The sequence below is a fragment of the Bradyrhizobium altum genome (assembly GCF_020889705.1).
Taxonomy (GTDB): domain Bacteria; phylum Pseudomonadota; class Alphaproteobacteria; order Rhizobiales; family Xanthobacteraceae; genus Bradyrhizobium; species Bradyrhizobium altum.
Window position 1 is genome coordinate 1 of record NZ_JACMYP010000089.1, and the last position, 24,204, is coordinate 24,204.

Annotated in this window: 21 protein-coding genes and 3 pseudogenes; 10 read left to right on the plus strand and 14 right to left on the minus strand. The window is 65.7% G+C overall.

Annotation, left to right across the window (positions count from 1 at the left end; genetic code table 11):
* A pseudogene (locus H8B02_RS21675) lies at nucleotides 1-585 on the plus strand (zinc-binding dehydrogenase); the annotation flags it as partial.
* 1,072 nt (nucleotides 586-1,657) lie between these two features.
* Nucleotides 1,658-1,891: a hypothetical protein gene (locus H8B02_RS21680; protein ID WP_229168114.1), complete on the plus strand. Its 234-nt coding sequence runs from the start codon at nucleotides 1,658-1,660 to the stop codon at nucleotides 1,889-1,891.
* 10 nt (nucleotides 1,892-1,901) lie between these two features.
* Here H8B02_RS21680 and H8B02_RS21685 read toward each other — a convergent pair whose 3' ends face one another.
* From H8B02_RS21685 to H8B02_RS21715, 7 genes are all read right to left on the minus strand, one after another.
* Nucleotides 1,902-3,119 (minus strand): NAD(P)/FAD-dependent oxidoreductase, encoded by a 1,218-nt coding sequence (locus tag H8B02_RS21685; RefSeq protein ID WP_229168115.1) that lies wholly within the window; start codon nucleotides 3,117-3,119, stop codon nucleotides 1,902-1,904.
* A 114-nt stretch (nucleotides 3,120-3,233) separates the two neighbouring features.
* Nucleotides 3,234-4,889, minus strand: coding sequence for a thiamine pyrophosphate-binding protein (locus H8B02_RS21690; RefSeq protein ID WP_229168116.1), 1,656 nt, complete (start codon nucleotides 4,887-4,889; stop codon nucleotides 3,234-3,236).
* Between the two features lie 326 nt (nucleotides 4,890-5,215).
* Nucleotides 5,216-6,361, minus strand: coding sequence for an acyl-CoA dehydrogenase family protein (locus H8B02_RS21695; RefSeq protein ID WP_229168117.1), 1,146 nt, complete (start codon nucleotides 6,359-6,361; stop codon nucleotides 5,216-5,218).
* A gap of 73 nt (nucleotides 6,362-6,434) precedes the next feature.
* Nucleotides 6,435-7,262, minus strand: a complete 828-nt coding sequence (locus tag H8B02_RS21700) for an SDR family NAD(P)-dependent oxidoreductase (protein ID WP_229168118.1) — start codon at nucleotides 7,260-7,262, stop codon at nucleotides 6,435-6,437.
* Between the two features lie 92 nt (nucleotides 7,263-7,354).
* Nucleotides 7,355-7,762, minus strand: a complete 408-nt coding sequence (locus H8B02_RS21705; RefSeq protein WP_229168119.1) for a MaoC family dehydratase — start codon at nucleotides 7,760-7,762, stop codon at nucleotides 7,355-7,357.
* Nucleotides 7,759-8,190: a MaoC family dehydratase N-terminal domain-containing protein gene (locus H8B02_RS21710; protein ID WP_229168120.1), complete on the minus strand. Its 432-nt coding sequence runs from the start codon at nucleotides 8,188-8,190 to the stop codon at nucleotides 7,759-7,761. Before H8B02_RS21710 ends, H8B02_RS21705 begins: the two co-directional genes overlap by 4 nt.
* 7 nt (nucleotides 8,191-8,197) lie before the next feature.
* Nucleotides 8,198-9,382, minus strand: a complete 1,185-nt coding sequence (locus H8B02_RS21715) for a lipid-transfer protein (RefSeq protein ID WP_229168122.1) — start codon at nucleotides 9,380-9,382, stop codon at nucleotides 8,198-8,200.
* Between the two features lie 94 nt (nucleotides 9,383-9,476).
* Between H8B02_RS21715 and H8B02_RS21720 the strand changes: the two genes are divergently transcribed.
* The 5 genes and pseudogenes from H8B02_RS21720 (at nucleotide 9,477) to H8B02_RS21740 (ending at nucleotide 14,243) form a co-directional block, all read left to right on the plus strand.
* Nucleotides 9,477-10,250, plus strand: a complete 774-nt coding sequence (locus H8B02_RS21720; RefSeq protein ID WP_229168124.1) for a TetR/AcrR family transcriptional regulator — start codon at nucleotides 9,477-9,479, stop codon at nucleotides 10,248-10,250.
* Nucleotides 10,180-11,735 (plus strand): annotated as a pseudogene (locus H8B02_RS21725) (acyl-CoA synthetase). Before H8B02_RS21720 ends, H8B02_RS21725 begins: the two are co-directional and overlap by 71 nt.
* A gap of 188 nt (nucleotides 11,736-11,923) precedes the next feature.
* Nucleotides 11,924-12,520: a DUF2889 domain-containing protein gene (locus tag H8B02_RS21730; RefSeq protein ID WP_229168125.1), complete on the plus strand. Its 597-nt coding sequence runs from the start codon at nucleotides 11,924-11,926 to the stop codon at nucleotides 12,518-12,520.
* 121 nt (nucleotides 12,521-12,641) lie between these two features.
* A complete protein-coding gene (locus H8B02_RS21735; protein WP_229168127.1) occupies nucleotides 12,642-13,199 on the plus strand; it encodes a GrpB family protein in 558 nt (185 codons plus the stop codon).
* A gap of 126 nt (nucleotides 13,200-13,325) precedes the next feature.
* A complete protein-coding gene (locus H8B02_RS21740; protein WP_229168129.1) occupies nucleotides 13,326-14,243 on the plus strand; it encodes a DMT family transporter in 918 nt (305 codons plus the stop codon).
* 130 nt (nucleotides 14,244-14,373) lie between these two features.
* Here the strand turns inward: H8B02_RS21740 and H8B02_RS21745 are convergent, their stop codons facing one another.
* On the minus strand, nucleotides 14,374-14,841 hold the full coding sequence (locus tag H8B02_RS21745; protein WP_229168131.1) for a carboxymuconolactone decarboxylase family protein: 468 nt from the start codon (nucleotides 14,839-14,841) through the stop codon (nucleotides 14,374-14,376).
* The gene (locus H8B02_RS21750; protein WP_229168133.1) at nucleotides 14,838-15,245 is read right to left on the minus strand and encodes a cupin domain-containing protein; all 408 of its coding nucleotides are present in this window, start codon (nucleotides 15,243-15,245) and stop codon (nucleotides 14,838-14,840) included. The genes H8B02_RS21745 and H8B02_RS21750 overlap by 4 nt, the downstream gene beginning before the upstream one ends.
* Nucleotides 15,246-15,333: 88 nt before the next feature.
* On the opposite strand from H8B02_RS21750, the gene pdxR reads away from it, so the two are divergent.
* Entirely contained in the window at nucleotides 15,334-16,788 is a 1,455-nt protein-coding gene (gene pdxR, locus H8B02_RS21755) for a MocR-like pyridoxine biosynthesis transcription factor PdxR (RefSeq protein ID WP_229168135.1), read from the plus strand.
* Here pdxR and H8B02_RS21760 read toward each other — a convergent pair.
* Nucleotides 16,766-17,593 carry an SDR family NAD(P)-dependent oxidoreductase gene (locus H8B02_RS21760; RefSeq protein WP_229168136.1) on the minus strand — a complete coding sequence of 276 codons (828 nt, stop codon included), beginning with the start codon at nucleotides 17,591-17,593 and terminating at the stop codon, nucleotides 16,766-16,768. The two genes, pdxR and H8B02_RS21760, sit on opposite strands and share 23 nt — an antisense overlap.
* A gap of 323 nt (nucleotides 17,594-17,916) precedes the next feature.
* On the opposite strand from H8B02_RS21760, the gene H8B02_RS21765 reads away from it, so the two are divergent.
* Together H8B02_RS21765 and H8B02_RS21770 are read left to right on the plus strand one after the other, a co-directional pair.
* Nucleotides 17,917-18,201 carry a hypothetical protein gene (locus tag H8B02_RS21765; RefSeq protein WP_229168138.1) on the plus strand — a complete coding sequence of 95 codons (285 nt, stop codon included), beginning with the start codon at nucleotides 17,917-17,919 and terminating at the stop codon, nucleotides 18,199-18,201.
* A 287-nt stretch (nucleotides 18,202-18,488) separates the two neighbouring features.
* Nucleotides 18,489-19,109 carry a TerC family protein gene (locus tag H8B02_RS21770; protein ID WP_229168139.1) on the plus strand — a complete coding sequence of 207 codons (621 nt, stop codon included), beginning with the start codon at nucleotides 18,489-18,491 and terminating at the stop codon, nucleotides 19,107-19,109.
* A gap of 59 nt (nucleotides 19,110-19,168) precedes the next feature.
* On the opposite strand, the gene H8B02_RS21775 is transcribed toward H8B02_RS21770, so the two are convergent.
* From H8B02_RS21775 to H8B02_RS21790, 4 genes and pseudogenes are all read right to left on the minus strand, one after another.
* Entirely contained in the window at nucleotides 19,169-19,885 is a 717-nt protein-coding gene (locus H8B02_RS21775; protein ID WP_229168141.1) for an RraA family protein, read from the minus strand.
* Between the two features lie 239 nt (nucleotides 19,886-20,124).
* The gene (gene pssA, locus H8B02_RS21780; protein ID WP_229168142.1) at nucleotides 20,125-21,003 is read right to left on the minus strand and encodes a CDP-diacylglycerol--serine O-phosphatidyltransferase; all 879 of its coding nucleotides are present in this window, start codon (nucleotides 21,001-21,003) and stop codon (nucleotides 20,125-20,127) included.
* Between the two features lie 180 nt (nucleotides 21,004-21,183).
* Entirely contained in the window at nucleotides 21,184-21,882 is a 699-nt protein-coding gene (locus H8B02_RS21785; protein ID WP_092127222.1) for a phosphatidylserine decarboxylase, read from the minus strand.
* Nucleotides 21,883-22,036: 154 nt separating this feature from the next.
* Nucleotides 22,037-24,024, minus strand: a pseudogene (locus tag H8B02_RS21790) (ABCB family ABC transporter ATP-binding protein/permease).
* Nucleotides 24,025-24,204 lie beyond the last annotated feature (180 nt).

Consider the following 24,204-nt stretch of genomic DNA (forward strand, 5'->3'; position numbering starts at 1 on the left):
CGAGCGCGGCTCGCTCAAGGCCGGCGAGCAGCTGCTGGTGCTCGGTGCCGCCGGCGCACCGGCATCGCCGCGATCCAGGTCGGCAAGCTGCTCGGCGCGCGCGTCATCGCCGCCGCCTCGACGGACGCGAAGCGCAGCTTCGCCGCAAGCTTCGGCGCCGATGCTGTCGTCGACTACACGAAGCCCGATTGGCGCGATGCGCTGAAGGAGGCAACCGGCGGCCATGGTCCCGACGTGATCTTCGATCCGGTCGGCGGCGAGGTCTCGCTGCAGGCGTTCCGCTCGATCGCCTGGAACGGCCGCCATGTCGTGGTCGGCTTTGCGGCAGGCCAGATCCCCGCTCTGCCGTTCAATCTGCCACTTCTGAAGGGCGGCCTCCTGATCGGCGTCGATGCCGCCCAGATCGCGCGCCGCGAGCCCGAGGCGCAGGCGCGCGTGATGACGCAATTGTCGGCATGGCTGAACGACGGCCGACTGACGCCTGTGGTCGGCAAGGTGTTCGAGCTTGAAGATTTCCGCGCGGCGTTCACGACGATGCAGACCCGCGCGGCGCTGGGCAAGATGGTGGTGCGGATCGGATCGTGAGAGAGACACCGCTATCGTCGCATCTTCCCTGTCGTCCCTGCGAAAGCAGGGACCCATAACCATAGAGTTGTGTTGTTGAGATGAGCTGTGGCTACAGCTCTGCAATCCAATTCGCATTCGTGGTTATGGGTCCCGGCTCAAGGCCGGGACGACACTGAATTTGTTGCACGGTCTGTGAGTCATGCTTCCGCATTCTCGCGACATGATTTGTCCGAGGCTTGCGCTTCATTCCGTCCTCTCCTCTCGCAGAGGGCGCAGGGAAAGCCGGGTGCCGATCGCACCCATGGGTCCCGCGTAGTAAAAAACGCGGGAGGTAGGACCACAGGTGTAACCGGAAACAACCCGGCTTTCCCTGCGCGATGGGTTACGGCTTATTTCGTGCTCTCCCCGGCGAGACTGGGCTTGCTTGTCACCGCCCTCGCAAAATCGCTTTCGCGTTTCGCGGGGAGACACCTACCACTAGGGCGTCAGGACCACACGACTTCACCGTCCGCAGCGTGCGCACTCGTCAGTTGCACACTCAGCGTCCACCGCATCTCGACCCACGTTCGTGACGACCGCGAAGCGCCCCTCGTGTCGGGTGAGACAGGCACATTGAACATCTGAGTTGGGTCCGGCGTCAAGTTAAATTCTGAAAAGCCGAACGATCCAAACCATAGATTCGCAGCTCGTAGGATGGGTAGAGCGCAGCTCGTAGGATGGGTAGAGCAAAGCGAAACCCATCACTGGCGCCGCGGAAGGGAATGGATGGGTTTCGCTGCGCTCTACCCATCCTACAATTTCCTGATCCGGCACGGCCCCTTGGGTCACCCGAGCGCGCCGTCCCAACGCTGTCATTGCACCGCAGGAACCGACACCGCAACAACGCATTGTCATTTCACCCAACGGTTGAGAGGTAATATGCCGCCAGTATCGGTATCCGCGCCGATCCTGTAGCATTCCTGTCCGCCGAAGAGCCAATTAGCCGTCATCTGTTGTGTTTCAGGATTCGTCCCTTGGCACTTTTTGCATATCGAACATCCAGCACCACGTCCCGATCGCGCGGGCTAACCACCGTCGCCTGAGACGCGCGATGAAGATGGACAAGGCCACCTGGTACGTCTCGTTCGCCATCAGGACCCCTGACGCCGGACACCACCGCTTCGCGCGCCAGACCCGCACCTTCGCGACCGAGCAGGATGCCAAGGCGTTTGCGCGCACCCTGCTTGTGCAGACTCAAGACGTCAGCGCCGGAACGATCAACCCGCACACGCCGAGACGCGTGATCGCGCCGGCCGCGATCGCGGCCTGGGCCGGCGGGAGCTGAGGTCTACTTCTTACAAAAAGCGTGACGGCGCGAACGGCTGCAGCGGAATCTCCGGCACCTTGCCGCTGAGCAGTTGCGCGACCAGCCGGCCGGTGCGGGCCGAGCCGACCAGGCCGACATGGCCGTGGCCGAACGCATAGACCACGTCGCGCGAGGCGCGGCTATGGCCGATGCAGGGCCGCCCGTCGGGCATGCTCGGGCGATGGCCGAACCAGGTCTTGATCCGCGAGGGTGGAATGTCCCTCGGCAGTTTCGGGAACATACTGAGCAGATGCTCGCGCAGGATCTCGGCGCGCTTCCAGTTCGGCTCGGCGTCGAGCCCCGCGATCTCCACCGTGCCGGCGGCGCGCAGGCCCTTGTCGGTCCAGTTGACCACCATCTTGGCATCCGAGGCCATCATCGAACTGCGCGGCCCGGATTCCGGATTCTCGATCATGACGTGATAGCCGCGCTCGGTTTCCAGCGGCAACGGATCGCCGATCGATGCGGTCAGTTGCTTCGAGCGTGCACCGGCGGCGACGACCGCCGCATCACAGGCGATCTCGCCGGTTTCGGTGACCACGGCGACGAGCCTGTCGCCCGCGAGCTTGAGGCCTATGGCCTTGGCAGCAACGCGCTCAGCGCCGTTCGCGATCGCGTGCGCGGCGAGCGCTGCGACATAGGCGCCGGGATCGCGGCAGCGGCCGGCCTCCTCCACCACGACGCCGAACTTGTAGCGCGGATGCAGATCGGGCTCGCGCTGGCGCATCTCGTCTTCATCGAGCTCCAGCCATTCGATGCCGACGCGCTTGCGGATGCGCCAGCCGAGATCGCGGTCGAACGGCGCGCGCGAGGGAAATACGTGCATCACCCCGCGCCGCTCGATCAGCTCGGGCACGCCGGCTTCCTCGGCGAGCTGCCGGTGCAGTAGCGGCGCGTCCTTGAGCAGATCGCGCATCGCCCGCGCGGTGGCCTCGACCTGCGCCTCGGTCCGGCTCGACAGCAGATACTTGATCAGCCACGGCAAGGCCTTCGGCAGATACGACCAGCGGATCGCAAGCGGCCCGAGCGGGTCCATCAGATAGAACGGCACCTTCTTCCAGGTGCCGGGCTCGGCCGGCGGGATCACCGAATGCGACGACAGCCAGCCGGCATTGCCATAGCTCGCCGCCTGGGTGCCGCCGGGCTCGCCCGGATCGATCAGCGTGACTCGGTGGCCCGCGCGCAGCGCCTCGATGGCACTGATCACGCCGACCGCGCCGGCGCCGATGATCGCAACGTGACGGCCGGCAGTCTCGGCATCAGCGCGCGGCCTCTTGCTTGGGCATGATCTCTCCTGAAAACCGCTTCACACTTTTCCGGATCATACTTGCGGCACAAAATCCTTGCCGACCGACAGCGCGCGCTGATCGACCAGGCAGTGCAGGATCGCCGGCTTGCCGGAGGCCAGCGCACGCTCAAAGGCGGGCGCGAATTCTTCGGTGCGCTCGACTCGCTCGCCATGGCCGCCGAACGCCTTGGCATAGAGCGCGAAATCCGGGTTCTTGAGCTGGGTGCCGACGACTCGGCCGGGATAATCGCGCTCCTGATGCATGCGGATGGTGCCGTATTGCGCATTGTCGATGACGACGACGATCAGCGCTGCGTCATACTGCACGGCGGTGGCAAACTCCTGCCCGTTCATTAGGAAGCAGCCGTCGCCGGCGAACGCGACGACGACGCGATCCGGATGCTGCCGCTTGGCCATCACGGCCGCCGGCACGCCATAGCCCATCGAGCCCGAGGTCGGCGCGAGTTGGGCCGCGAAAGTGTGGAAGCGATGGTGGCGATGAATCCAGCCGGCGTAATTGCCGGCGCCGTTGCAGACGATCGCATCCTTCGGCAGCCGATCGCGCAGCCAGGTCACGACCTCGCCGTACTGGAAATGGCCCGGCAGCTCGCGCGGCTTGTCGGTCCAGGCAAGATAATCCGCGTGCGCCTTGGCCGCCTCGCCCGTCCAGGCGGGCGCGGCTGCGGGCTTCATGCTCTCGACCGCGGCGGCGAAGGCCGCAGGCGTCGCCTGGATCGCCAGCGCCGGCTGGTAGACGCGGCCGAGCTCTTCGGGGCCCGGGTGCACGTGAATGAGCTTCTGGCTCGGCACCGGAATGTCGAGCAGCGTGTAGGACGAGGACGGCATCTCCGACATGCGGCCGCCGATCAGGAGAATGACGTCGGCGCCGGTGAAGCGATCCCTGAGCTTCGGGCTCGGGCCGATGCCGAGATCGCCGGCATAATGCGAATGGTCGGCGTCGAACAGCGAGGCGCGGCGGAACGAGGTTGCGACCGGCAGATCGAAGCGCTCGGCAAAGCGCGCAATGCTCCTGGCGGCCTCTTGTGTCCAGGCCGAGCCGCCGAGCACCACGATCGGCGCCCTGGCGCCGGCGAGCATGCTGCCGAGGCGCTCGAGATCCGACGGCGCCGGCCAAGTGACCGCAGGCTCGACCTTCGGCGCGTCGGCAACCGCTGCGGTTTCAGTCAGCATGTTCTCCGGCAGCGAGATCACGACCGGACCGGGACGGCCCTGCAGCGCGACGCGGAAGGCGCGCGCGACCAGTTCCGGAATGCGGTCCGGACGATCGATCTCCACCGCCCATTTCGCCATGGTGCCGAACACCGCCTTGTAGTCGAGTTCCTGGAACGCCTCGCGCTCGCGCATGCCGGTGTCGACCTGGCCGACGAACAGGATCATCGGGGTAGAATCCTGCATCGCGATGTGCACGCCGTGCGCGGCGTTGGTCGAGCCGGGACCGCGGGTGACGAAGCAGATGCCGGGACGCCCGGTGAGCTTGCCATAGGCCTCCGCCATCATCGCCGCACCGCCCTCGGCGCGGCAGATCACGACGTCGATCGGGCTGTCATGCAGGGCATCGAGCGCCGCCAGGTAGCTCTCGCCCGGCACGCAGGTGACGCGCTCCACCCCTTGCGCGACCAGCTGGTCGATCAGGATCTGGCCTCCGGTGCGGGCGTTGCTTTTGGTCATGAGGGCTCCCTGCGGCATTGGCGCGCGCTTGCGGCTCGCGCGGAACGTGGTCCGACGGGGGTATGATAGACGGGATTATGGCGCAAGGCCGAACTCGCCGCGGGATGCAGCGGCGGCATCGAGCCATGCGGCAGGGAAAGGGCAGTGCGTCAGGCCCGCTGACTTGCGCAGAGCGGGCGGTTGCCGCGCCGCCGCAGGGACTCCGTCATTCCGGGGCGATGCGCCAGCATCGAACCCCAATGCGCAGTTGCGCATTGTGGAATCTCGAAGTTGCGGCGCGAGATTCCGGGTTCATGCTTCGCATGCCCCGGAATGACAGCAAAGCTTCACAGCGAGCGCGCGATCAAAACCTTCATGATCTCGTTGGTGCCGCCATAGATCTTCTGGATGCGGGCATCGATGAACATCCGCGAGATCGGATATTCCTGCATGTAGCCGTAGCCGCCATGCAGCTGCAGGCATTCGTCCGCGGTCTCGACCTGCTTCTGCGAGCACCACCATTTCGCCATCGAAGCCGTCACGGTGTCGAGGTCGCCGGCAACCAGGCGCTCGACGCACCAGTCGACGAACACGCGGGCGATCATCGCCTCGGTCTTGCGCTCGGCGAGCGTGAATGCGGTGTTCTGGAATTCGATCAGCGGCTTGCCGAAGGCGGTGCGCGCCTTGGTGTATTCGGCGGTAATCTTGACCGCGCGTTCCATCGAGGCGACCGCCCCGATCGCGAGCGACAGCCGCTCCTGCGGCAATTGCTGCATCAGCTGGACGAAGCCGCTGCCCTCCTCGCCGCCGAGCAGGCTTTCGGGCGGCACCGTGACATTGTCGAAGAACAGCTCCGGCGTGTCGGACGCGTGCAGGCCGATCTTGTCGAGGTTGCGGCCGCGCCGGTAGCCCTCGGCTCCGGCGGTCTCCACGACGATCAGGGAGATGCCTTTCGCGCCCGGCGCTCCGGTGCGCGCCACCACGATGACGAGATCGGCGGCCTGGCCGTTGGTAATAAATGTCTTCTGGCCGTTGATGACGTAGGAACTGCCCTGCTTCTTCGCCGTGGTCTTGACGGCCTGCAGGTCGGAGCCGGTGCCGGGCTCGGTCATCGCGATGGCGCCGACCATCTCGCCCGACGCCATCTTCGGCAGCCAGCGCTTTTTCTGCTCCTCCGTGCCGTAGTTGACGATGTAGTGCGCGACGATCGCGCTGTGCACGGAGACGCCGGTGGTCAGCTCCGGCACTGTGCTCTCCAGGTCATCGAGCACGGCGGCGTCATAGGCGAAGGTAGCCCCTAAGCCGCCATAGGCCTCCGGCACGCTCGGCAGCAGCGCGCCCATCTCGCCGAGCGCGCGCCAGGCGGAGCGATCGACCAGCTTCTGCTCGCGCCATTTCTCGGCGTGCGGCAAAAGATCCTTGGCGAGGAATTTGCGGAACTGGTCACGGAAGGTGTCCAGCTCCTCGGTCATCCAGGACGATCGGTAGTGCATCATTCCCCCATAATGATTTTTGACGCGTTTTCTTGACGCGAACCGGCATCCACTTCGCTTGAAAACGCTATGGTCAGATCAGAAGGCCGCCGCCGGCGACGATCACCTGACCACTGATGTAGTTCGATTCCGGAGCGCAGAACAGATAGACCGCGTCCGCCGCCTCTTCCGGCGTGCCGCCGCGGCCGAGCGGGATCATCCGGCCCATCGCCTCCAGCATCTGCGGCTGCACGCCGACCTTGATGTCGCGGCCGGCGACGTCGATGGTCTTCTGCTGGGTCTCGATCGGCTGGGTGAGGCGGGTGTTGATCAGGCCGAACGCCACGCAATTGACGTTGACCTTGTAGCGGCCCCACTCCTTGCACATCGTGCGCGTCAATCCGATCAGCGACGCCTTGGCCGAGGAGTAGCTCGCCTGCCCGGCATTGCCGTAGAGACCCGCGATCGAGGAGATGTTGACGACCTTGCGGAACACCTCGCGGCCGGCCTCCGCCTCCTTCTTCGCCATCACCCGGATCGGCTCGGACGCCGCGCGCAGGATGCGGAACGGGGCGACCAGATGGACGTCGAGCATCGCCTGGAACTGCTCGTCCGACATCTTCTGGATCGTCGAGTCCCAGGTGTAGCCGGCATTGTTGACGATGATGTCGAGGCCGCCGAACTGCGCGATGGCCGCACCGACGAAACGATCGGCAAAGCCGGTCTCGACGACGCTGCCATTGACCGCGATCGCCTCACCGCCCATGGCCTTGATCTCGGCGACGACGGCATTGCCCGGCTCGGCGTCGAGGTCGTTGACCACGACCTTCGCGCCCTCGCTCGCGAGCTTCAGCGCAATCGCGCGCCCGATGCCGCGGCCCGATCCGGAGACGAGCGCGACCTTGCCTTGCAGTTTCGACATGGTTCCTCCCTCAAACAAGTGATCTTCTTTCTTCACCTCTCCCGCTTGCGGGGGAGGGAGCCCCAGTACCGCTGCGGTAGCGGCGCGGCCAATCAGAGCGCGATAACCGCTTCCCCCGCGAGCTTGACCTCACCGTTCTGATCCTTCGTGGTCAGCGCGAGTTTTGCCCGCTTCTCACCGCCCTGCTCGATCAGCTCGGTCACTGTGCCTTCGCAGGTCAACGCGGCGCCGAGCTGGGTGATCGCGGCAAAGCGCGTCGAGAACGAACGGATGCGCGACGGCGCGACCGCGTCCGTCAGCGCCTGGCCGAGATAGCCCATGACCAGCATGCCGTGCGCAAACACGTCGGGAAAGCCGGCCGCCTCCGCAAAGTCGATGTCGACATGGATCGGATTGTGATCGCCGGAAGCACCGCAATACAGCGCGAGGCGATGGCGGGTGATCGGCGGAAATTCCTTGTGGACGATGCGGTCGCCGACCGACGGGACGCTGCTGCTCATGACGGCCTCGCATTGCGCACCACGATGGTGCGCGAGGTATCGGCGACGTGGATGCCGCCCTGGTTGGTGACCGCGGTTTCGACCACGATCAGCGTCATCGCCCCGCCCTTCTTCTCGGTCACGCTGGTAACGCGCGGCCGGAACGTCAGGGTGTCGCCGATGACCACGGGGGCGTGATAGTCGAACCGCTGCTCGCCATGCAGCACGCGGGCGAGATCGATGTCGAGCGCGGTCAGGAACTCGAACGGCTCGGCCGCGTCCATCATCTCCAGGCAGAACAGATAGGTCGGCGGCACCGGCGCCGCCGCCCCATCACGATAGACCGGATTGGTCTCGCCGAGCGTATCGAGGAAGAAGCGCAGGCGCCCCGGCTCGACGCGCGCGGTCACGGGCGTAAACGTACGCCCGACGGCGGATTGATCGACCATGGATGCCTCAGACGCGTTCGTAGAGCGTCACGACGCAGGCGCCGCCAAGGCCGAGATTGTGCTGCAAGCCGAGCCGCGCGCCTTCCACTTGCGTCGCAGCAGCCGTGCCGCGCAGCTGCCGCGTCAGCTCGTAGCACTGCGCGAGGCCGGTGGCGCCGAGCGGATGGCCCTTCGACAGCAGCCCGCCGGACGGATTGGTGACGATCCTCCCTCCGTAGGTATTGTCGCCGTCATCGATGAATTTCGCGGCCTCGCCCTGTCCGCACAGGCCGAGCCCTTCATAGGTGATCAGCTCGTTATGGGCGAAGCAGTCGTGCAGCTCGACGACGTCGAGATCATCAGGCCCGATGCCGGCGGCCTCATAGACCTTGTTCGCGGCGTCGCGCGCCATGTCGTAGCCGACCACCTGCATCATGTCCGAGGCACCGAAGGTCGAGGGCGTGTCGGTCGTCATCGCCTGTGCCGCGATGCGGACGCTCTTGTTGAGGCCGTGCTGGTCGGCGAACTTCTCCGAGACCAGGATCGCTGCGGCGCCGCCGCAGGTCGGCGGGCATGCCATCAGCCGCGTCATCACGCCGGGCCAGATCACCTGGTCGTTCATCACGTCGTCGGCGGTCACCTCCTTGCGGAACAGCGCCAACGGATTGTTCTTGGCGTGACGGCTCGCCTTGGCGCGCACCTTGGCGAACGCCGACAGTGGCGTGCCGTACTTCTTCATGTGGCTCAGACCCGCACCGCCGAAATAACGCAGCGCCAGCGGCACGCCGGGCGCATCGACCAGCTTGTCGGCGGCGGCGTCGAAATCGTCGAACGCACTGGGACGATCGGTGAACACGGCGCCCAACGCGCCGGGCTTCATCTGCTCGAAGCCGAGCGCCATCACGCAATCGGCCGCGCCCGATTCAATCGCCTGCCGCGCCAGGAACAGCGCGGTCGAGCCGGTCGAGCAGTTGTTGTTGACGTTGACGATCGGGATGCCGGTCATGCCGACCGGATAGAGCGCGCGCTGCCCGCAGGTGGAGTCGCCATAGACATAGCCGACATAGGCCTGCTGCACCCGGCCGTAATCGAGCCCGGCATCAGTGAGCGCGAGCTTGGCCGCCTCCGCACCCATCACATGATACGGCGCATTGGCGCCGGGCTTGACGAACGGGATCATGCCGACCCCGGCAACATAGGTGCGTGACGTCATCGCGTGTCCTCCCGGAAATTACCCACTGGACTATTTGTTACCCATGGGTAATATACGGGCAACCTTCCGGAGTCAATGCGACAACAGCCACGCGATGGACGCCCGCTTCCCCCTTTCCAACACCGAGTCGCCCTGGCTGCCGTTCGAGAGCCGGCGCCGCGCCCGCGACGAGAAGCGCGAAGCCGTGCTGCGCGCCGCCGTGCAGCTGTTCCTCGAACAGGGCTATCACCGCGCCACGCTGAACGACGTCGCCAAGCGGCTCAACATCACCAAGCCCGCGCTCTACAATTACTTCCGCGGCAAGGACGAGATCCTGTTCGAGTGCTGGTCGATCGGCCATGAACTGGTCGACGACTGCATTGGCGAGACCTCGGCCGGCGGCGGCAGCGGCCTCGACAAGCTGCGCAAGCTCACCATCCGCTATGCCGAACTGATGACGACGGACTACGGCAAGAGCCTGGTCCGGTTCGATCTCCGCGATCTCAGCGAGCATAACCGCAAGATCGTGCAGACCGCGAAGCGGCGGATCGACCGCGCCTTCCGCGACTATATCGCTATTGGCATCGCGGACGGTTCGGTGAAACCCTGCGACCCGAAGCTCGCGGCCTTCGCCATCGCCGGTTCGCTGAACTGGATCGGGCACTGGTTCCAGCCCGGCGGTGAGTTGACCGGACACGCCGTCGCCGAGGAATTCGCGATCCGCCTCACCGAGGGGATTGCCACGACATCAATGCGCAAGAAGGCGGACAAACCGCCTCGCAAGGGAAACGTGGGAAACGCATCAAGGGAGGACGGGAGTGAACATCACGCACGGGCTGCGGCGGGCGCTGCAGGTCAATCCAAACGGGCTCGCGGTCGTCTGCGGTGAGCGGCGGCGCAGCTGGCGCGAGGTCGGCACCGCGTCGCGCGCCTCGCCGCCGCGATCCGCTCGCTTGGCGCAGACAACGGCGACCGCGTCGCGATCCTGTCGCTGAACTCCGACCGCTATCTCGAGCTGTATCTCGCCGTCGGCTGGGCCGGCGCCGTGATCGTGCCGCTCAACATCCGCTGGTCTCCGATCGAGAACGAGGACGCGTTGCGCGACTGCCGCGCAACGATCCTGTTCGTCGACAAGGCGTTTGCGCCGGTCGGCACGACGCTGGCGAACGCCATCCCCGGCCTGAAGCTGATCTATGCCGACGAAGGCGAGACGCCCGCCGGCATGGAGAATTACGAGACGCTGATCGCGCGCAGCGAACCTATCCCGGACGCGATGCGCACCCGCGACGATCTCGCCGGCATCTTCTACACCGGCGGCACCACCGGCCGCTCCAAGGGCGTGATGCTGAGCCACGGCAATCTGATGGCCAATGCGCTGAACGCGCTCGGCGAAGGCCTGTGGCCGGGCACCTCGATCTACCTTCACGCCGCGCCGATGTTCCACCTCGCCAATGGCGCGGCGATGTATTCGGTGCTGCTGTCCGGCGGCTCCAATGTCGTGATCCAGGGCTTCACGCCCGACGGCGTCGCGGCCGCGGTGCAGAAGGAACGCATCACCGACGTGCTGCTGGTGCCGACCATGATCCAGATGTTCGTCGATCATCCGACGCTCGGCAGTTACGACCTGTCGTCCTTGAAGCGGATCTCCTACGGCGCCTCCGTCATCAGCGACGCCGTGATGATGCGCGCCATGAAGGCGCTGCCGCATGTCGAATTCACCCAGGCCTACGGCATGACCGAGCTGTCGCCGATCGCGACGCTGCTGCACTGGAAGGAGCATATCGGCGACGGCCGCGCCAAGGGCCGGCATCGCGGCGCCGGCCGCGCCACGCTTGGCGCCGAAGTGAAGATCGTCGATGCGGAAGACAAGGTGGTGCCGACGGGCACCGTCGGCGAGATCGCGGTGCGCGGCGATATGGTGATGATGGGCTATTGGGAGCGGCACGAGGAGACCGCGCGCGCCGTGATCGACGGCTGGATGCATACCGGCGACGGCGGCTACATGGACGAGGACGGCTTCGTCTACGTGGTCGACCGCGTCAAGGACATGATCATCTCCGGCGGCGAGAACGTTTATTCGGCCGAGGTCGAGAACGCCCTGGCCCAGCATCCGGCGGTGGCGCAATGCGCCGTGATCGGCATCCCGAGCGAGCGCTGGGGCGAGCAGGTCCACGCCGTCGTGGTGATGAAGAGCGGCGCCAGCGCCACGCCGGAAGAGCTGATGGAGCACTGCAAGACGCTGATCGCCGGCTACAAATGCCCGCGCAGCGTCGACATCACCTCGACCCCGCTGCCGCTCTCCGGCGCCGGCAAGATCCTGAAGCGCGAGTTGCGCAAGCCGTATTGGGAGAACCGGGAGCGGCGCGTGAGCTGACGGCGTTCGGGCTCCAATCCCGTCATTCCGGGGCATGCGAAGCATGAACCCGGAATCTCGAGATTCCGGGCTCGATGCTCCGCATCGCCCCGGAATGACAGGGTCTCATGACACCATTCAGCCGCGAGCGTTGACATCGCAGCTTGCTGCCGATTGGATCAATTCGAGGTTCAATCCAGCGAGTTCCGATGTCCGCACCTGATACCAACGCCGACGGCAAGCCCCGCCGCCTGATGCACCGCCGCTCCGTCGAATGTCTCGGTTATCTCCGCGACGACGGGCTGTGGGAAGTCGAGGCGCGGCTGGTCGACACCAAGCCTTATGCGCGGCACGACAGGCATCGCGGCCTGCAGCAGCCCGACGATCCCGTACACGACATCAGGCTGCGGCTCGCTGTCGACGACAGCTTTACGATCTGCGAGACCGGCACCACGATGGCGTCGACGCCCTACCCGTCCTGCCTCGACGTCGAAAGCATCCTGCAGCGCCTGGTTGGCGAACGCATCGGCAAGGGCTGGCGCGAGCTGGTCCGCCGCAAGATCGGCAGGCTCGAGACCTGCACCCATCTCGCTGAGCTGCTGGGTCCGGCGGTGACGACGCTGTTCCAGACCGCGACCTCCGGCAAGGACCCGCAGGGCCGCGGCGCGCTCGATCACCAGCAGGACGCCACCGAGCCGCCGTTCTTCGTCGGCGGCTGCTATTCGTGGCGGCTGGATGGACCTGTCGTGGCCGAGACTTTCCCGCAGTTCGCGAAAAAGCCTGTCGAGGTGAAGCAGGAATCGTAGGGTGGGTTAGCGAAGCGTAACCCACCAACCAACTATGCCAACAAGGACGGCGGGTTACGCCTTCGGCTAACCCACCCTACGAGTGCCGCCCACGTGATACTCTGTAAACGACGATCAGGGGGTGAACGTGGAGAAATACGGCGCAGGGTCGATTGTCGTCTCAGACTATGACCCCAACTGGCCCGCCTTGTTCGCGCAGGAGCACACGCGGATCGCGCAGGCTCTCGGCGCGTTCGCATTGGCCATTGAGCATGTCGGCAGCACGGCCGTTCCAGGTCTCCCGTCGAAGCCGATCATCGACGTGCTGGTCGGCGTGCGCAGCCTCGAAGAGGCCAGGCAACGCTGCATCGAGCCGCTTGAGGCGCTCGGCTATATCTACATGCCGGAATATGCGTCGTGGATCCCCGGCGAGTTGTTCTTCCGCAAGGGACCTCCGGGTCCGTGGACCCACCATCTGCATATGATGGAGCCGTCCCATCCGCGTTGGGAAGCACGCCTGGTGTTTCGCGATTATCTGCGCGCGCACGGCGAGGCGGCAAGCGCCTATGCCGAGATCAAGCGGGCCCTCGCCGCCTGCTCAAAAGACGACATCGAAGCCTATCGGACCGGCAAGGATGCTTTCGTCCAGGAGACCACAGCCAAGGCGCGTGCATGGCGCGCAGCTGCACGAGGCCAATAGTACAAGCGGACCGCGGCAAGCCTGCACGTTCGTCGCTAAAGAAGAACTTCGCAATCGGCCGCTGCGCCAATCAGCCCTGCATCGCGATGGGTTGATCCGCCTTGGCAGCTAACGTAGTCGTCCGGCATGAACAAACATGCGGCCCGCCCCAAGACGGCGGCCCTTCCTGACAAGAAAGCCATTCTGCTCGGGGTCGCATGCGGTCTCGGCGCGGCGCTTTGCTGGGCTCTCGGCTTCGTGGCGACCCGGCACGGCCTGAAAATCGGGTTCACACCGGTGGACCTCTTGATGCATCGCTTCCTGTGGTCGGGCATCGTGTTCATCCCGCTCGTTGTACGCGCCGGCCTGAAAGACCTCTGCGGCATCGGATGGGGCCGCGGCATGGCGCTGATGATGCTGGGCGGTCCGGTGATGTCGCTGATCAGCTATGCCGGCTTCGTGTTCGTGCCCCTCGGGCATGGCAGCGTGATCCAGCCTTCCTGCGCGACCCTGGGCGGGCTGTTCCTCGCGGTCGTCCTGCTGAAGGAACAGATCTCACCCTCCCGGGTCGCCGGCGCCGTCGTCATCGTGATCGGGCTTGCCGTGATCGGGAGCGAGTCAATCGGCCATATGGGATTGAGTGCCGTGATGGGCGATTTGATCTTCGTCACGACCGGCTTGATGTTTGCAGGCTTCGCCACACTGGTACGCTATTGGCGTGTGTCCGCGTTCTCGGTGGCGACCGTCATCAGCGTGCTGTCGCTCTCGCTGTTTCCGCTGTATGCCGCCTCGGGCGGGCTGGCGCGCGATGCGGCCATCGGCCTGAACGAGAATGCGTTGCAAGCCGTCGCCCAGGGCATCCTGGCCGGGCCCGCAGCCATGTATTTGTTCGCGCTGTCGATCCAGCGGCTCGGCGTAGCCCGCGCCGCCGTATTTCCCGCGACCGTGCCGGTGCTGACCTTGCTGCTGGGATGGCTGCTGATTGGCGAGCCGCCGACCACGTTGCAGGCAGCCGGATTGGTCACGGTATTGGCCGGATTCTATCTCGCACAGCGTCAGAGCTAGCACGTCAGCTCGTAGGGTGCGTTAGCGAACCGTAACCCACCATCTATGTGCGACATAAATGGTGGGTTACGCCTTGCGCCATCGCGTGTCGAACGACCGCGCGCGTGGGCGGCTAACGCACCCTACGAAATCACGCCGCGGCGGAATGCTCGCGCACGGCCTGCGGCGGATTGCGGAAGCCGATTGCGATCCGGTTGTAGGTGTTCATCAGGCCGATCGCGATGGTCAGGTCGACCAGTTGCTTCTCGTTGAACACCGCGCGGGCCGCCTGGTGATCCCCGTCCGGGATCGCGGTCTCCGCCACGCGGGTGACGGTTTCGGCCCAGGCCAGCGCCGCGCGCTCCTCGGCGTCGAACAGAACCTCCGCTTCGCGCCAGACCTGGAGCAGCGCCAGCTTCTCGATCGCAACGCCCATTTTTCGCAAGCTGCGCGTATGCATGTCGAGGCAATAGGCGCAGCCATTGATCTGCGAGATGCGCAGATAGACGAGCTCGATCAGCGCCGCCGGGAGGCCGCATTGCGTGAGGTAGCCATAGACGCCACCGAGCGCCTTGATGCCCGCCGGCGCGACCTTGCTGTAATCGATCCGCATGCTCACGGCTTGTGTCCTTCCTTGTCGAAGACGGTCAGCGCCTTGTCGTTGCTGTCGACGACGAACACCGCGAGCAGCTTCGCCGGCTCGGTCGCGCTGGCATTTCGCCCGAGCACGTGATGGGCCCCGGGCGGCTCGAAGAAGCTATCCCCGGCCCGATAGATGTGCGCGGCCTCGCCCTCCAGCTGGCTCTCGATCGCGCCCTGCAGCACGTAGACGTAGAGAAAGGCCGACTTGGCATGATGATGCGGCGCCGACGGCTCGCCCGGCGGGAAATTGACCTCGACCGCGATCAGCGACTTGCCGGGAATGTTGGTGATGGCGTGCTCGAATTTCGGCGTCACCGATTGCGCTTTTGCCGGCGTCGCAAGCGCGGTGCAGGCCAGCAGCAGCATCCATAAGGTCTTCATCTCGTGCCTCCATTGCTGTCGGATAAATGCGAGCACGCGGGAGTGAAAAGAAGCACCAAGAATGAACCGAATTGGTGTACCACGGGCCATGCCCACCCCGCTTCCCATCGCGCTCGATCGCTCGGCCAGGACGCCGCTCTCCGAGCAGATCCGCAAGGCGATTGCGGCGGCGATCGACAATGGCGTGCTGGTGCCGGGCGCCCGGTTGCCGTCATGGCTCGACCTCGCCGCGCAGCTCGGCGTTGCGCGCGGCACCGTTCGGGCGGCCTACGAAAAACTGTCGGACGGCCAGCACATCGTATCGTCGAAGGCGAACGGAACCACCGTCGCCAGGCGGCCGAGGACAACTGCAAAACCCGATGCGCCGATCGCTCCCGGCTCGGTCGTGGAGATGTTTCATGACCTGAGCGGTCAGGGACACTTCCGGATGGGCGTCCCCGCGCAGGACGCTCTCCCTGCAAAGCTGCTGGCGCGAATCCGCGCCCGCGCCGTCCGGGCGGAATTGAGCGCGGTGACCCGCACCATCGATCCGCGCGGCGAGCTCGAGTTGCGGCGCGAAATCGCAGCGCACCTCGCGATCGCGCGCGGGCTTGAATGCTCGCCTGCGCAGATCGTCATCACCTCGGGCTTCAGCGGCGGCCTCGGCCTCGCGCTGCGCGTGCTCGGCCTCGAAGGTCGCCGCGCATGGATGGAAGACCCGGGATTTCCATTGACCCGAAAGGGGCTCGAGCTCGCCCGGCTGGAGCTCGCCCCGATCCCTGTCGACGGCGACGGCGTCGATATCGACCACGGCCTCAGGTACGCGCCCGACGCGGCGCTCGCGGTCGTGACGCCGGGACAGCAGGCGCCGCTCGGTCCGCCATTGTCCGCGAAGCGTCGCGCGCAACTGCTCGATTGGGCCGCGCAAACCGGCGCCTGGATCATCGAGGACGACTATCTCGGCGAGCTGCAGCTCGATGGCCGCGCCGCGCCCGCGCTGGCCTCGCTCGACCGTGCTGGCCGCGTGATCCATCTCGGCTCCTTCAGCAAGACGATCTCGCCGACGCTTCGGCTCGGCTTCCTGGTTGCGCCCGAGCAGCTGGCGGCGCAGTTCGCCGATGTCGCGACATGCCTCGCTCCTGCTCCGGGACCAGCCGTGCAGCTTTCCACCGCGGAGTTCATGCGCGACGGCCACTATATCCGCCATCTCCGGCGAACCAAGCGGGCCTATTGCGAGCGCCGCGATGCGCTGACGGCTGCGCTGCGGCCATGGAGCAACGACGTGCGGGTTGCCGGCCTCGCCGTGATGCTGACGCTGCCCGACAAGGCCGACGATGTCGCGATCGCGCGGCAGGTGCTCTCGCATGGGCTGGCACCCGCCCCGCTCTCTCCCTGGTATCTCTCACCGAAACGCGCGCAGCCGGGCTTGCTGCTCGGCATTGCAACCATGCCCGATCGCGGCGTTCAGGCCGCCTGCAAGCGCCTGTTCGAAGCGATCCGCACCCAAAGCCGTAGCCAAGGCTCGCCGGCCGCGCGCCGCGTCAGGAAATCCGCAGCCCGGTAAGCGTCAGGCTCAACGTCCGCAGCCGCTTGCGCGCCTCGGCGTCATAGGCCTGGGCATGGGCGCGGGCCTCGCGCTTGCCGTCGAAGAACAGCCCGCTCCGGCCGGCGACGTCGTCGTCCTGCACCAGACGCAGGATGGCGTCGCCGCCCTGCTCGACGGTCGAGATCGGCGTCGCGCCGCTGGCGCGCACCATGGTGGTGTTCATGTAGGTCGCCGGATGCAGCGAATTGACGGTCACGCCGGAACCTTCGAGCTCCGCGGCGAGGTCGATGGTGAACATGATCTGCGACAGCTTGCTCTGCGCGTAGGCGCGGGCGCCGCTGTAGTTCTTGGTGATCATCACATCGCCGAAATCGATCGGGTGCTGGCCGAGCGAGGCGACATTGACGATGCGCGCCGGCGTGCTCGCCTTGAGCCGCGGCAGCAAGAGATGCGCGAGCAGGAAGCCGGCGAGATAGTTGACCGCGAAGCGGAGCTCGTGGCCGTCCTTGCTGGTCTGCCGCGCCGGCCCGTCGTTCTGCGAACCGATGCCGGCATTGCTGACCAGAACATCGAGGCGCTCCTGGTCGTCGAGCACCAGCTGGGCGAACTCGCGGACCTCGGCAAGCGAGGACAGATCGGCCTGATAGAACATCGGCTCGCGGCCGGACACCCGCTTGATCTCGTCGGCGAGGACCTGCGCCCGCTTGGTATCGCGGCCATGGATCAGGACCCGGGCGCCGGCGGATGCCAGCTTCATCGCCACGTAGCGGCCGACGCCATCGGTGGAACCAGTGATCAGCACCGTCTTGCCTGACATATTCATGGACATCGCCCTTCGCTCGTTCTCCCAGCGCTGCCAGCAAAGATAAATGCGCAGCCTGGACTTTGCCATGGCATGCCGCGGCGCGATCAGCCCAAAACGGCGCCGAAATGGCCCGCCCCCGGCCCTCGTCCACGGCCCAAGCGTACACTCTGTCGCGCGGCCTGCGGTCGCGCGGCGCCGCGCCGCGCGTCAACATGAATGCATTCTGATATCGTCGGGACGAACGACAAGACCAGGATCAGCAAGGGTCAGCAAGAATCGGAATGTCCTCGACCATTCCAGACGGGTTCTCGCGGAAGGCTCCCTCGCTGGAGCCGTTCGGCATGCTGCTGTTATTCGCGGTGCTGACCGCGCTGCCGATCATCCTGACCGTTCGTCTGGTTGAGCCCGCACTCGTGCTGCCCGCGCTCAGCCTGGTGTTGTTCGCGGAGGCAGCCATTGCCGCGCTTGCGGCGCGCGTGATCCGCATGCGTGCGAGCGTGGCGAACTTCACGCTGTGGGATTTTGCCGGCGCATTCACCTTCATGGGGTGTGCGGCGGCGATCCTCGGCGAGCCGGATCAGGCGGCGCTGTTCTTCGAGGAACAGGCCGCGCTGCGTCCGGACTAGCATGATCCGGAAAAGTGTGAAGCGGTTTTCCGAACAGATCATGCTCAAGCAAGAAGCGAAAGCGCGATGACGATTCATCGAAATCTCATCGCGCTTGAGCGACCGTAAATCCCAGGCCGGGCCCCTCTGGCAGCCACAAGCTGCGATGTCGGACTGGAACTCAGTTGGAGTGGCCCTGCTTCGACCCGTGACGCGGACACGCGCTGCGGCGGATTTGCCGTCTACACGACGGCGGCATCCTCTGTCGTCGAACGGTCCACTCCCCGACCTCAAGGGGAGCATTGCTCATGTCCGAACTGCTTTCACTCGACGCCCTCAGCGCGTTGCTGCGAGTCGTCGTCATCGACCTCGTGCTGGCCGGCGACAACGCCGTCGTGATCGGCCTTGCCGCGGCCGGTCTGCCGGCGAAGCAACGCGGCAAGGCGATCCTGATCGGCATCGGCGCCGCGACGCTGCTGCGCATCCTGTTCGCGCTCCTCACTACGCAATTGATGCAGATCGTCGGCCTGCTGCTGGCCGGCGGCATTTTGCTGCTATGGGTGTGCTGGAAGATGTGGCGCGAGCTGCGCGCCACCGCGCATGAGACGACGGCCGAGCATGCCGCCGATGGCGCAGAGGGACAGCGCAAGACGCTGTGGCAGGCCACGACGCAGATCATCATCGCCGACGTCTCGATGTCGCTCGACAACGTGCTCGCGGTTGCCGGCGCGGCGCGCGAGCAGCCGATCGTGCTGGTGTCCGGCCTTGCGCTCTCGATCGCGATGATGGGCGCGGCCGCCACCTTCATCGCAAAACTGCTGCAGAACCACCGCTGGATCGCCTATGTCGGCCTCGCCGTGATCCTCTATGTCGCCGTCGACATGACCATTCGCGGCGCATCCGAGATCGCGAAGGTCGCGCCGGCCTGACGATAAAAAACGGCGGGCCCCATGGCCCGCCGTTCCGCAATTCGAGGACGCGCGTTGCGTCAGTGGATTTCGGCCGAACGCTTCAGCGCGTCCTTCAGCTTCTCGAGCGTGAAATCCTTGGCTCGCGCGATGTCGAGGATCGGGGTCTCGCGGCGGCCGCACAGTTCGGCGGCCTCGGGCAGCTTCGCAGCGATCTCGTAGGGGATCACGATCGCGCCGTGGCTGTCGGCGTGGATCAGGTCGTCGGAGCGCACCGTCATGCCGGCGACGCGGACTTCGCCGCCAAAACTTTCGGCATGCACCCAGGCGTGCGACGGGCCGATCGAGCCGGCCAGCGCCTGGAAGCCCGGCGCCCATTGCGGGATGTCGCGGATCGAACCGTCGGTGATGACGCCGAGGCAGCCGAGCGCCTTGTGCACGGCGCTCTGCACCTCGCCCCAGAACGCGCCGTAGCCGACGTCGGGACCGTCGATGTCCTGGATCACGGAGATGCGCGGACCGAAACCGGTGCCGACATATTCATAATATTCGATGCGGCGCTTCGACTGCTCCTCGGCCGAGAGGCCGGATTTCAGCACCGAGCGGATCGCAACCGTGCGCGCGTAGCCGACGATTGGCGGCAAGGTCGGGAACGGGCAGACCAGCGGCTTCACGGTGTAGCCGATCAGGCGGCGCTCCGGCGCGACGATCTCCATCGCATTGCAGATCGTCGGCGTGTCGTAGCGCGCCAACGCCTCGAGGACGGAAGCAGGCAGCGGGGCGGAAGCGGATGTCACGGCGTTTCTCTCCTGATTTTTGGCGTTCGCTGGGCCGTCTCAGCCTATAGCCGAGATCAGAGGCGAACCCAACCGAGCCACGCTCATGGCTGATATTTGGGAAGACGCAACCTGCTCTATCACCGTCAACCTGAGGAGGCCGCGCAGCGGCCGTCTCGAAGGGTCGACGGCCCGACTGTGGCCGTGCATCCTTCGAGACGCGCTACGCGCTCCTCAGGATAACGGGTCGGGCAGATGTGTCAGTGCAGATGCGCCGGACGATCGTCGTTGTCAGCATCCGCGACCGGCGCTGCATAGGGAGCCGCAGGCGGTGCCGGCGAGGCCACACTTGCACCGTGCGTCTGCGCCGCAAGCTGGCGCTCCTGGTCGCGATACGATTTCCAGCCCCAGGGCAGGCTGATCAAATAAGCGACCGAGCCCGCCGACAGGATGTGCCAGGGATAGCCGATCAGCAGCGCGACGAAGAACACCACCGAGACGAACACCGGCAGCACCATCTCCGGCGGCACGCGCATCTTGACGGTCTTGCCGGAGAACACCGGCAGCCGCGACACCATCAGGAAGGCGATCAAGAGCGTGTAGAACGCCGTCAACGTCGCCGGCGGCATTGGCACGCCGAGGAAGGCGAGATAGATCGGCAGCAGCACCGTGATTGCGCCGGCCGGCGCCGGCACGCCCGTGAAGTAATTGGCGGCGAAGGCCGGCTTGTTCGGATCGTCGATCGAGGCGTTGAAGCGCGCCAGGCGCAGGCCGCCGGAGATCGCGAACACCATCGCGGCGATCCAGCCGCCATTGTTCAATTCATGCAGCTGCCAGAAATACAGGATCAGGCCCGGCGCGACGCCGAAATTGACGAAGTCGGCGAGGCTGTCGAGCTCGGCGCCGAATTTCGACTGGCCCTTGATCATGCGGGCGACGCGGCCGTCGATGCCGTCGAGGATCGCGGCGAACACGATGGCGGCGACCGCCAGCTCCATCCGCCCTTCCGTCGACAGCCGGATCGCGGTCAGGCCGGCGCAGATCGCCAGCAGCGTGATCATGTTGGGCACCAGCATACGCACCGGGATCGGGCGGAACCGGCGGCGGCGAGACTCGGCGGAGTTGGGATCAAAGGGCATCATGGCCTTGCAATATAGCAATCATAGCCCGGCTCCGCCATCGCGGCGGGAACCGGCTGGTTAAAGCGTTTTCCAGCGAAGTGGATACCGGTTCGCGTTAAGAAAACGCGTCAAGATAGCAAACCAGAGCCCCCGTTCCGATTCCGAGCGGAACGGGAGCTCCAGGCTGGCGAAACAGAGTTAATCGGCGCGGTAGGTGCGGCCCGGGTCGGCGTTGCGGAAATCCGCCAGAATCGTCTCGCCGGCCACCGCGGTCTGCCCCTCGGAGACCAGCGCCTTGGTGCCCTCGGGCAGGTAGACGTCGAGCCGCGAGCCGAAGCGGATCAGGCCGAAGCGTTCGCCGGCGCCGATCGACTGGCCTTCCTTGACGAAGCAGACGATGCGGCGCGCCACGAGACCGGCGATCTGGACCACGCCGATGCGTCCATTGGCGCCCGAGATCACCAGCGAGTTGCGCTCATTGTCCTCGCTCGCCTTGTCGAGCTCGGCATTGATGAAGGCGCCGGGCCGGTAGGCGATGCGGTCGATGCGCCCGGCCACCGGGCTGCGGTTCACGTGGCAGTTGAACACGCTCATGAACACCGAGACCCGCGGCAGCGGCTTGTCGCCGAGTCCGAGCTCAGCCGGCGGCAGCGCCTGCACCACCATGGAGACGCGGCCATCGGCCGGCGATACCACGATGCCGTCGCGCAACGGCGTCACGCGCACGGGATCGCGGAAGAACAGCGCGCACCAGACCGTGAGCAGCGTCCCGATCCAGCCCAGCGGGGTCCAGATCCAGAACAGGATCAGGCTCGCCAGGGCGAAGCCACCGATGAACGGATAGCCCTCGGGATGGATCGGCGGGATCTGCGCGCGGATGGAATTGGCGATCGACATCAGAGCTCGCTTGCGTTTCCCCGCCCCGTTTGGCGGGAGAGGCCTAAAGCGCGATGAGATGGGGTCGAAGCGTCATCGCGCTTTAGTTCATTGTTTAAGCATGATCTTTTCGGAAAACCGCTTCGCACTTTTTCCGGATCATGCCCTAAATCGACTATTCCGCGGCGGTCGGCAAGGGTTTCTCACCCACAACCGGGGTGGAATCCTCCGGCGAATCGGCGACCACGGGCGGCAGGCGATTCGGTGCGCCGCCGTCGTCGTCGACCTGGGCGAGCCGTTCGCGGGCCTCCTCGGCCTCGCGCTGCCGGTTCCACATGCTGGCGTAGAGGCCGTCCGAGGCCAAAAGCCGCGCATGGGTGCCGCGCTCGGCGATCCGGCCCTGGTCCAGCACGATGATCTCTCGGCGCCGACGATGGTCGACAGCCGGTGCGCGATCACCAGCGAGGTGCGGTTGCGCGAGACCCGCTCCAGCGCGCCCTGGATCTCGTGCTCGGTGTGGCTGTCGAGCGCCGAGGTCGCCTCGTCGAGCACCAGGATCGGCGGCGCCTTCAAGACCGTGCGCGCGATCGCGACGCGCTGCTTCTCGCCGCCGGAGAGTTTCAGGCCGCGCTCGCCGACCTGGGTCTCATAGCCCTGCGGAGACATCCGGATGAAGCCGTCGATCTGCGCCAGCCGCGCCGCCTCCTCCACCTCGTCGTCGCCGGCATCCCAGCGGCCATAGCGGATGTTGTAGCGGATGGTGTCGTTGAACAGCACGGTGTCCTGCGGCACCATGCCGATCGCCGACCGCAGCGAGGTCTGCGTCACATTCTTGATGTCCTGGCCGTCGATCAGGATGCGGCCGCTCGAGACATCGTAGAGCCGGAACAAGAGCCGCGAGATCGTCGACTTGCCGGCGCCGGAGGGACCGACGATCGCGACCGTCTTGCCGGCCGGCACCTCGAAGCTCAGGCCCTTCAGGATCTGCCGGTCGGGCTCATAGGCGAAGCGGACATCCTCGAAGTGCACGCTGCCGGACGACACCACGAGCGGCTTGGCGCCCGGCACGTCCTTCACCTCGGGATCGCGCGCCAGCACGTCGAACATCTTCTCGATGTCGATGATCGCCTGCTTGATCTCGCGATACACCATGCCCATGAAGTTCAGCGGCTGGTACAGCTGGATCATCATCGAATTGATCAGCACGAAATCGCCGACGGTGTGGGTGCCGTTTCGGATGCCGAACGCGCACATCAGCATGGTCGCGGTCAGGCCGGCGGTGAAGATGATCGCCTGCCCGGTGTTGAGCACCGCGAGCGAAGTGTAGGTCTTCACGCTGGCCTGCTCGTAGCGCTCCATCGAGCGGTCGTAGCGCCTCGCCTCGCGCTCCTCGGCGCCGAAATACTTCACCGTCTCGTAGTTGAGCAGCGAGTCGATCGCCTTGGTGTTCGCCTCGGTGTCGGAATCGTTCATCTTGCGGCGGATCTCGATCCGCCACTCGGTCGCAATGTAGGTGTAATACATGAACACGACGACCGTGATCAGCACCGCGAGCACGTAGCGCCAGTCGAACTGCCAGAGCAGCACCGCCGCCAGCAGCGCGACCTCGACGATGGTCGGGATCAGCTGCAGGATCACCATCCGCACGATGGTCTCGATGCCGGAGCGGCCGCGCTCCAGCACGCGGGTCAGGCCGCCGGTCTTGCGTTCGAGATGGAAGCGCAGCGACAGCTCGTGCATGTGCACGAAGGTGATGTAGGCGAGCCTCCGCACCGCATGCATCGCGACGCGGGCGAAGATGCCGTCGCGCCACTGCGTCAGCACCGCCATGATGATGCGCACCGCGCCGTAGCTGATCGTCATCAGCACCGGCGAGGCGATCAGCCAGACCATCCAGTTCGAGGCCGCGACCGGCGCCGATCCCGTGCCGTTCAGCGCATCGATCGCCCATTTGAAGGTGAACGGAACCGACAGCGTCGCGAGCTTGGCGAACAGCAGCAGCACCACCGACCAGATCACGCGCATCTTCAAATCGGCGCGATCGCCGGGCCAGATATAGGGCCAGAGATGAACGAGAGTGCCGAGCAGCGTCCCCCTCTCGGCGGCGGGCGTCGTGGCCGTGGGCTGATCGGCCGCGGTCACAGTCTGTTGCGGCGGCACCATCAGGAGCCCGCTCGCGACGTCATGGCGCGGCGGTCCGCGGCCACATCTTTTCCACGATTTGCCATTGTGCCCGTCATATAGATCGTTTCAACGTGGCGTACAGGCTTATGACCAAAATTGTTCGCGATTCGCGGGAATTTACGGGATTTTTTGGCCCTCAATGCCCATATGCGAGTCTTG

Coding starts and splice junctions, on each gene's coding strand:
- H8B02_RS21680 (WP_229168114.1), top strand. CDS start 1,658: ATGAAGATGGACAAGGCCACCTGGTACGTCTCGTTCGCCATCAGGACC.
- H8B02_RS21690 (WP_229168116.1), bottom strand. CDS start 4,889: ATGACCAAAAGCAACGCCCGCACCGGAGGCCAGATCCTGATCGACCAG.
- H8B02_RS21695 (WP_229168117.1), bottom strand. CDS start 6,361: ATGCACTACCGATCGTCCTGGATGACCGAGGAGCTGGACACCTTCCGT.
- H8B02_RS21700 (WP_229168118.1), bottom strand. CDS start 7,262: ATGTCGAAACTGCAAGGCAAGGTCGCGCTCGTCTCCGGATCGGGCCGC.
- H8B02_RS21705 (WP_229168119.1), bottom strand. CDS start 7,762: ATGAGCAGCAGCGTCCCGTCGGTCGGCGACCGCATCGTCCACAAGGAA.
- H8B02_RS21710 (WP_229168120.1), bottom strand. CDS start 8,190: ATGGTCGATCAATCCGCCGTCGGGCGTACGTTTACGCCCGTGACCGCG.
- H8B02_RS21715 (WP_229168122.1), bottom strand. CDS start 9,382: ATGACGTCACGCACCTATGTTGCCGGGGTCGGCATGATCCCGTTCGTC.
- H8B02_RS21720 (WP_229168124.1), top strand. CDS start 9,477: ATGGACGCCCGCTTCCCCCTTTCCAACACCGAGTCGCCCTGGCTGCCG.
- H8B02_RS21730 (WP_229168125.1), top strand. CDS start 11,924: ATGTCCGCACCTGATACCAACGCCGACGGCAAGCCCCGCCGCCTGATG.
- H8B02_RS21740 (WP_229168129.1), top strand. CDS start 13,326: ATGAACAAACATGCGGCCCGCCCCAAGACGGCGGCCCTTCCTGACAAG.
- H8B02_RS21750 (WP_229168133.1), bottom strand. CDS start 15,245: ATGAAGACCTTATGGATGCTGCTGCTGGCCTGCACCGCGCTTGCGACG.
- pdxR (WP_229168135.1), top strand. CDS start 15,334: ATGCCCACCCCGCTTCCCATCGCGCTCGATCGCTCGGCCAGGACGCCG.
- H8B02_RS21760 (WP_229168136.1), bottom strand. CDS start 17,593: ATGAATATGTCAGGCAAGACGGTGCTGATCACTGGTTCCACCGATGGC.
- H8B02_RS21765 (WP_229168138.1), top strand. CDS start 17,917: ATGCTGCTGTTATTCGCGGTGCTGACCGCGCTGCCGATCATCCTGACC.
- H8B02_RS21770 (WP_229168139.1), top strand. CDS start 18,489: ATGTCCGAACTGCTTTCACTCGACGCCCTCAGCGCGTTGCTGCGAGTC.
- pssA (WP_229168142.1), bottom strand. CDS start 21,003: ATGCCCTTTGATCCCAACTCCGCCGAGTCTCGCCGCCGCCGGTTCCGC.
- H8B02_RS21785 (WP_092127222.1), bottom strand. CDS start 21,882: ATGTCGATCGCCAATTCCATCCGCGCGCAGATCCCGCCGATCCATCCC.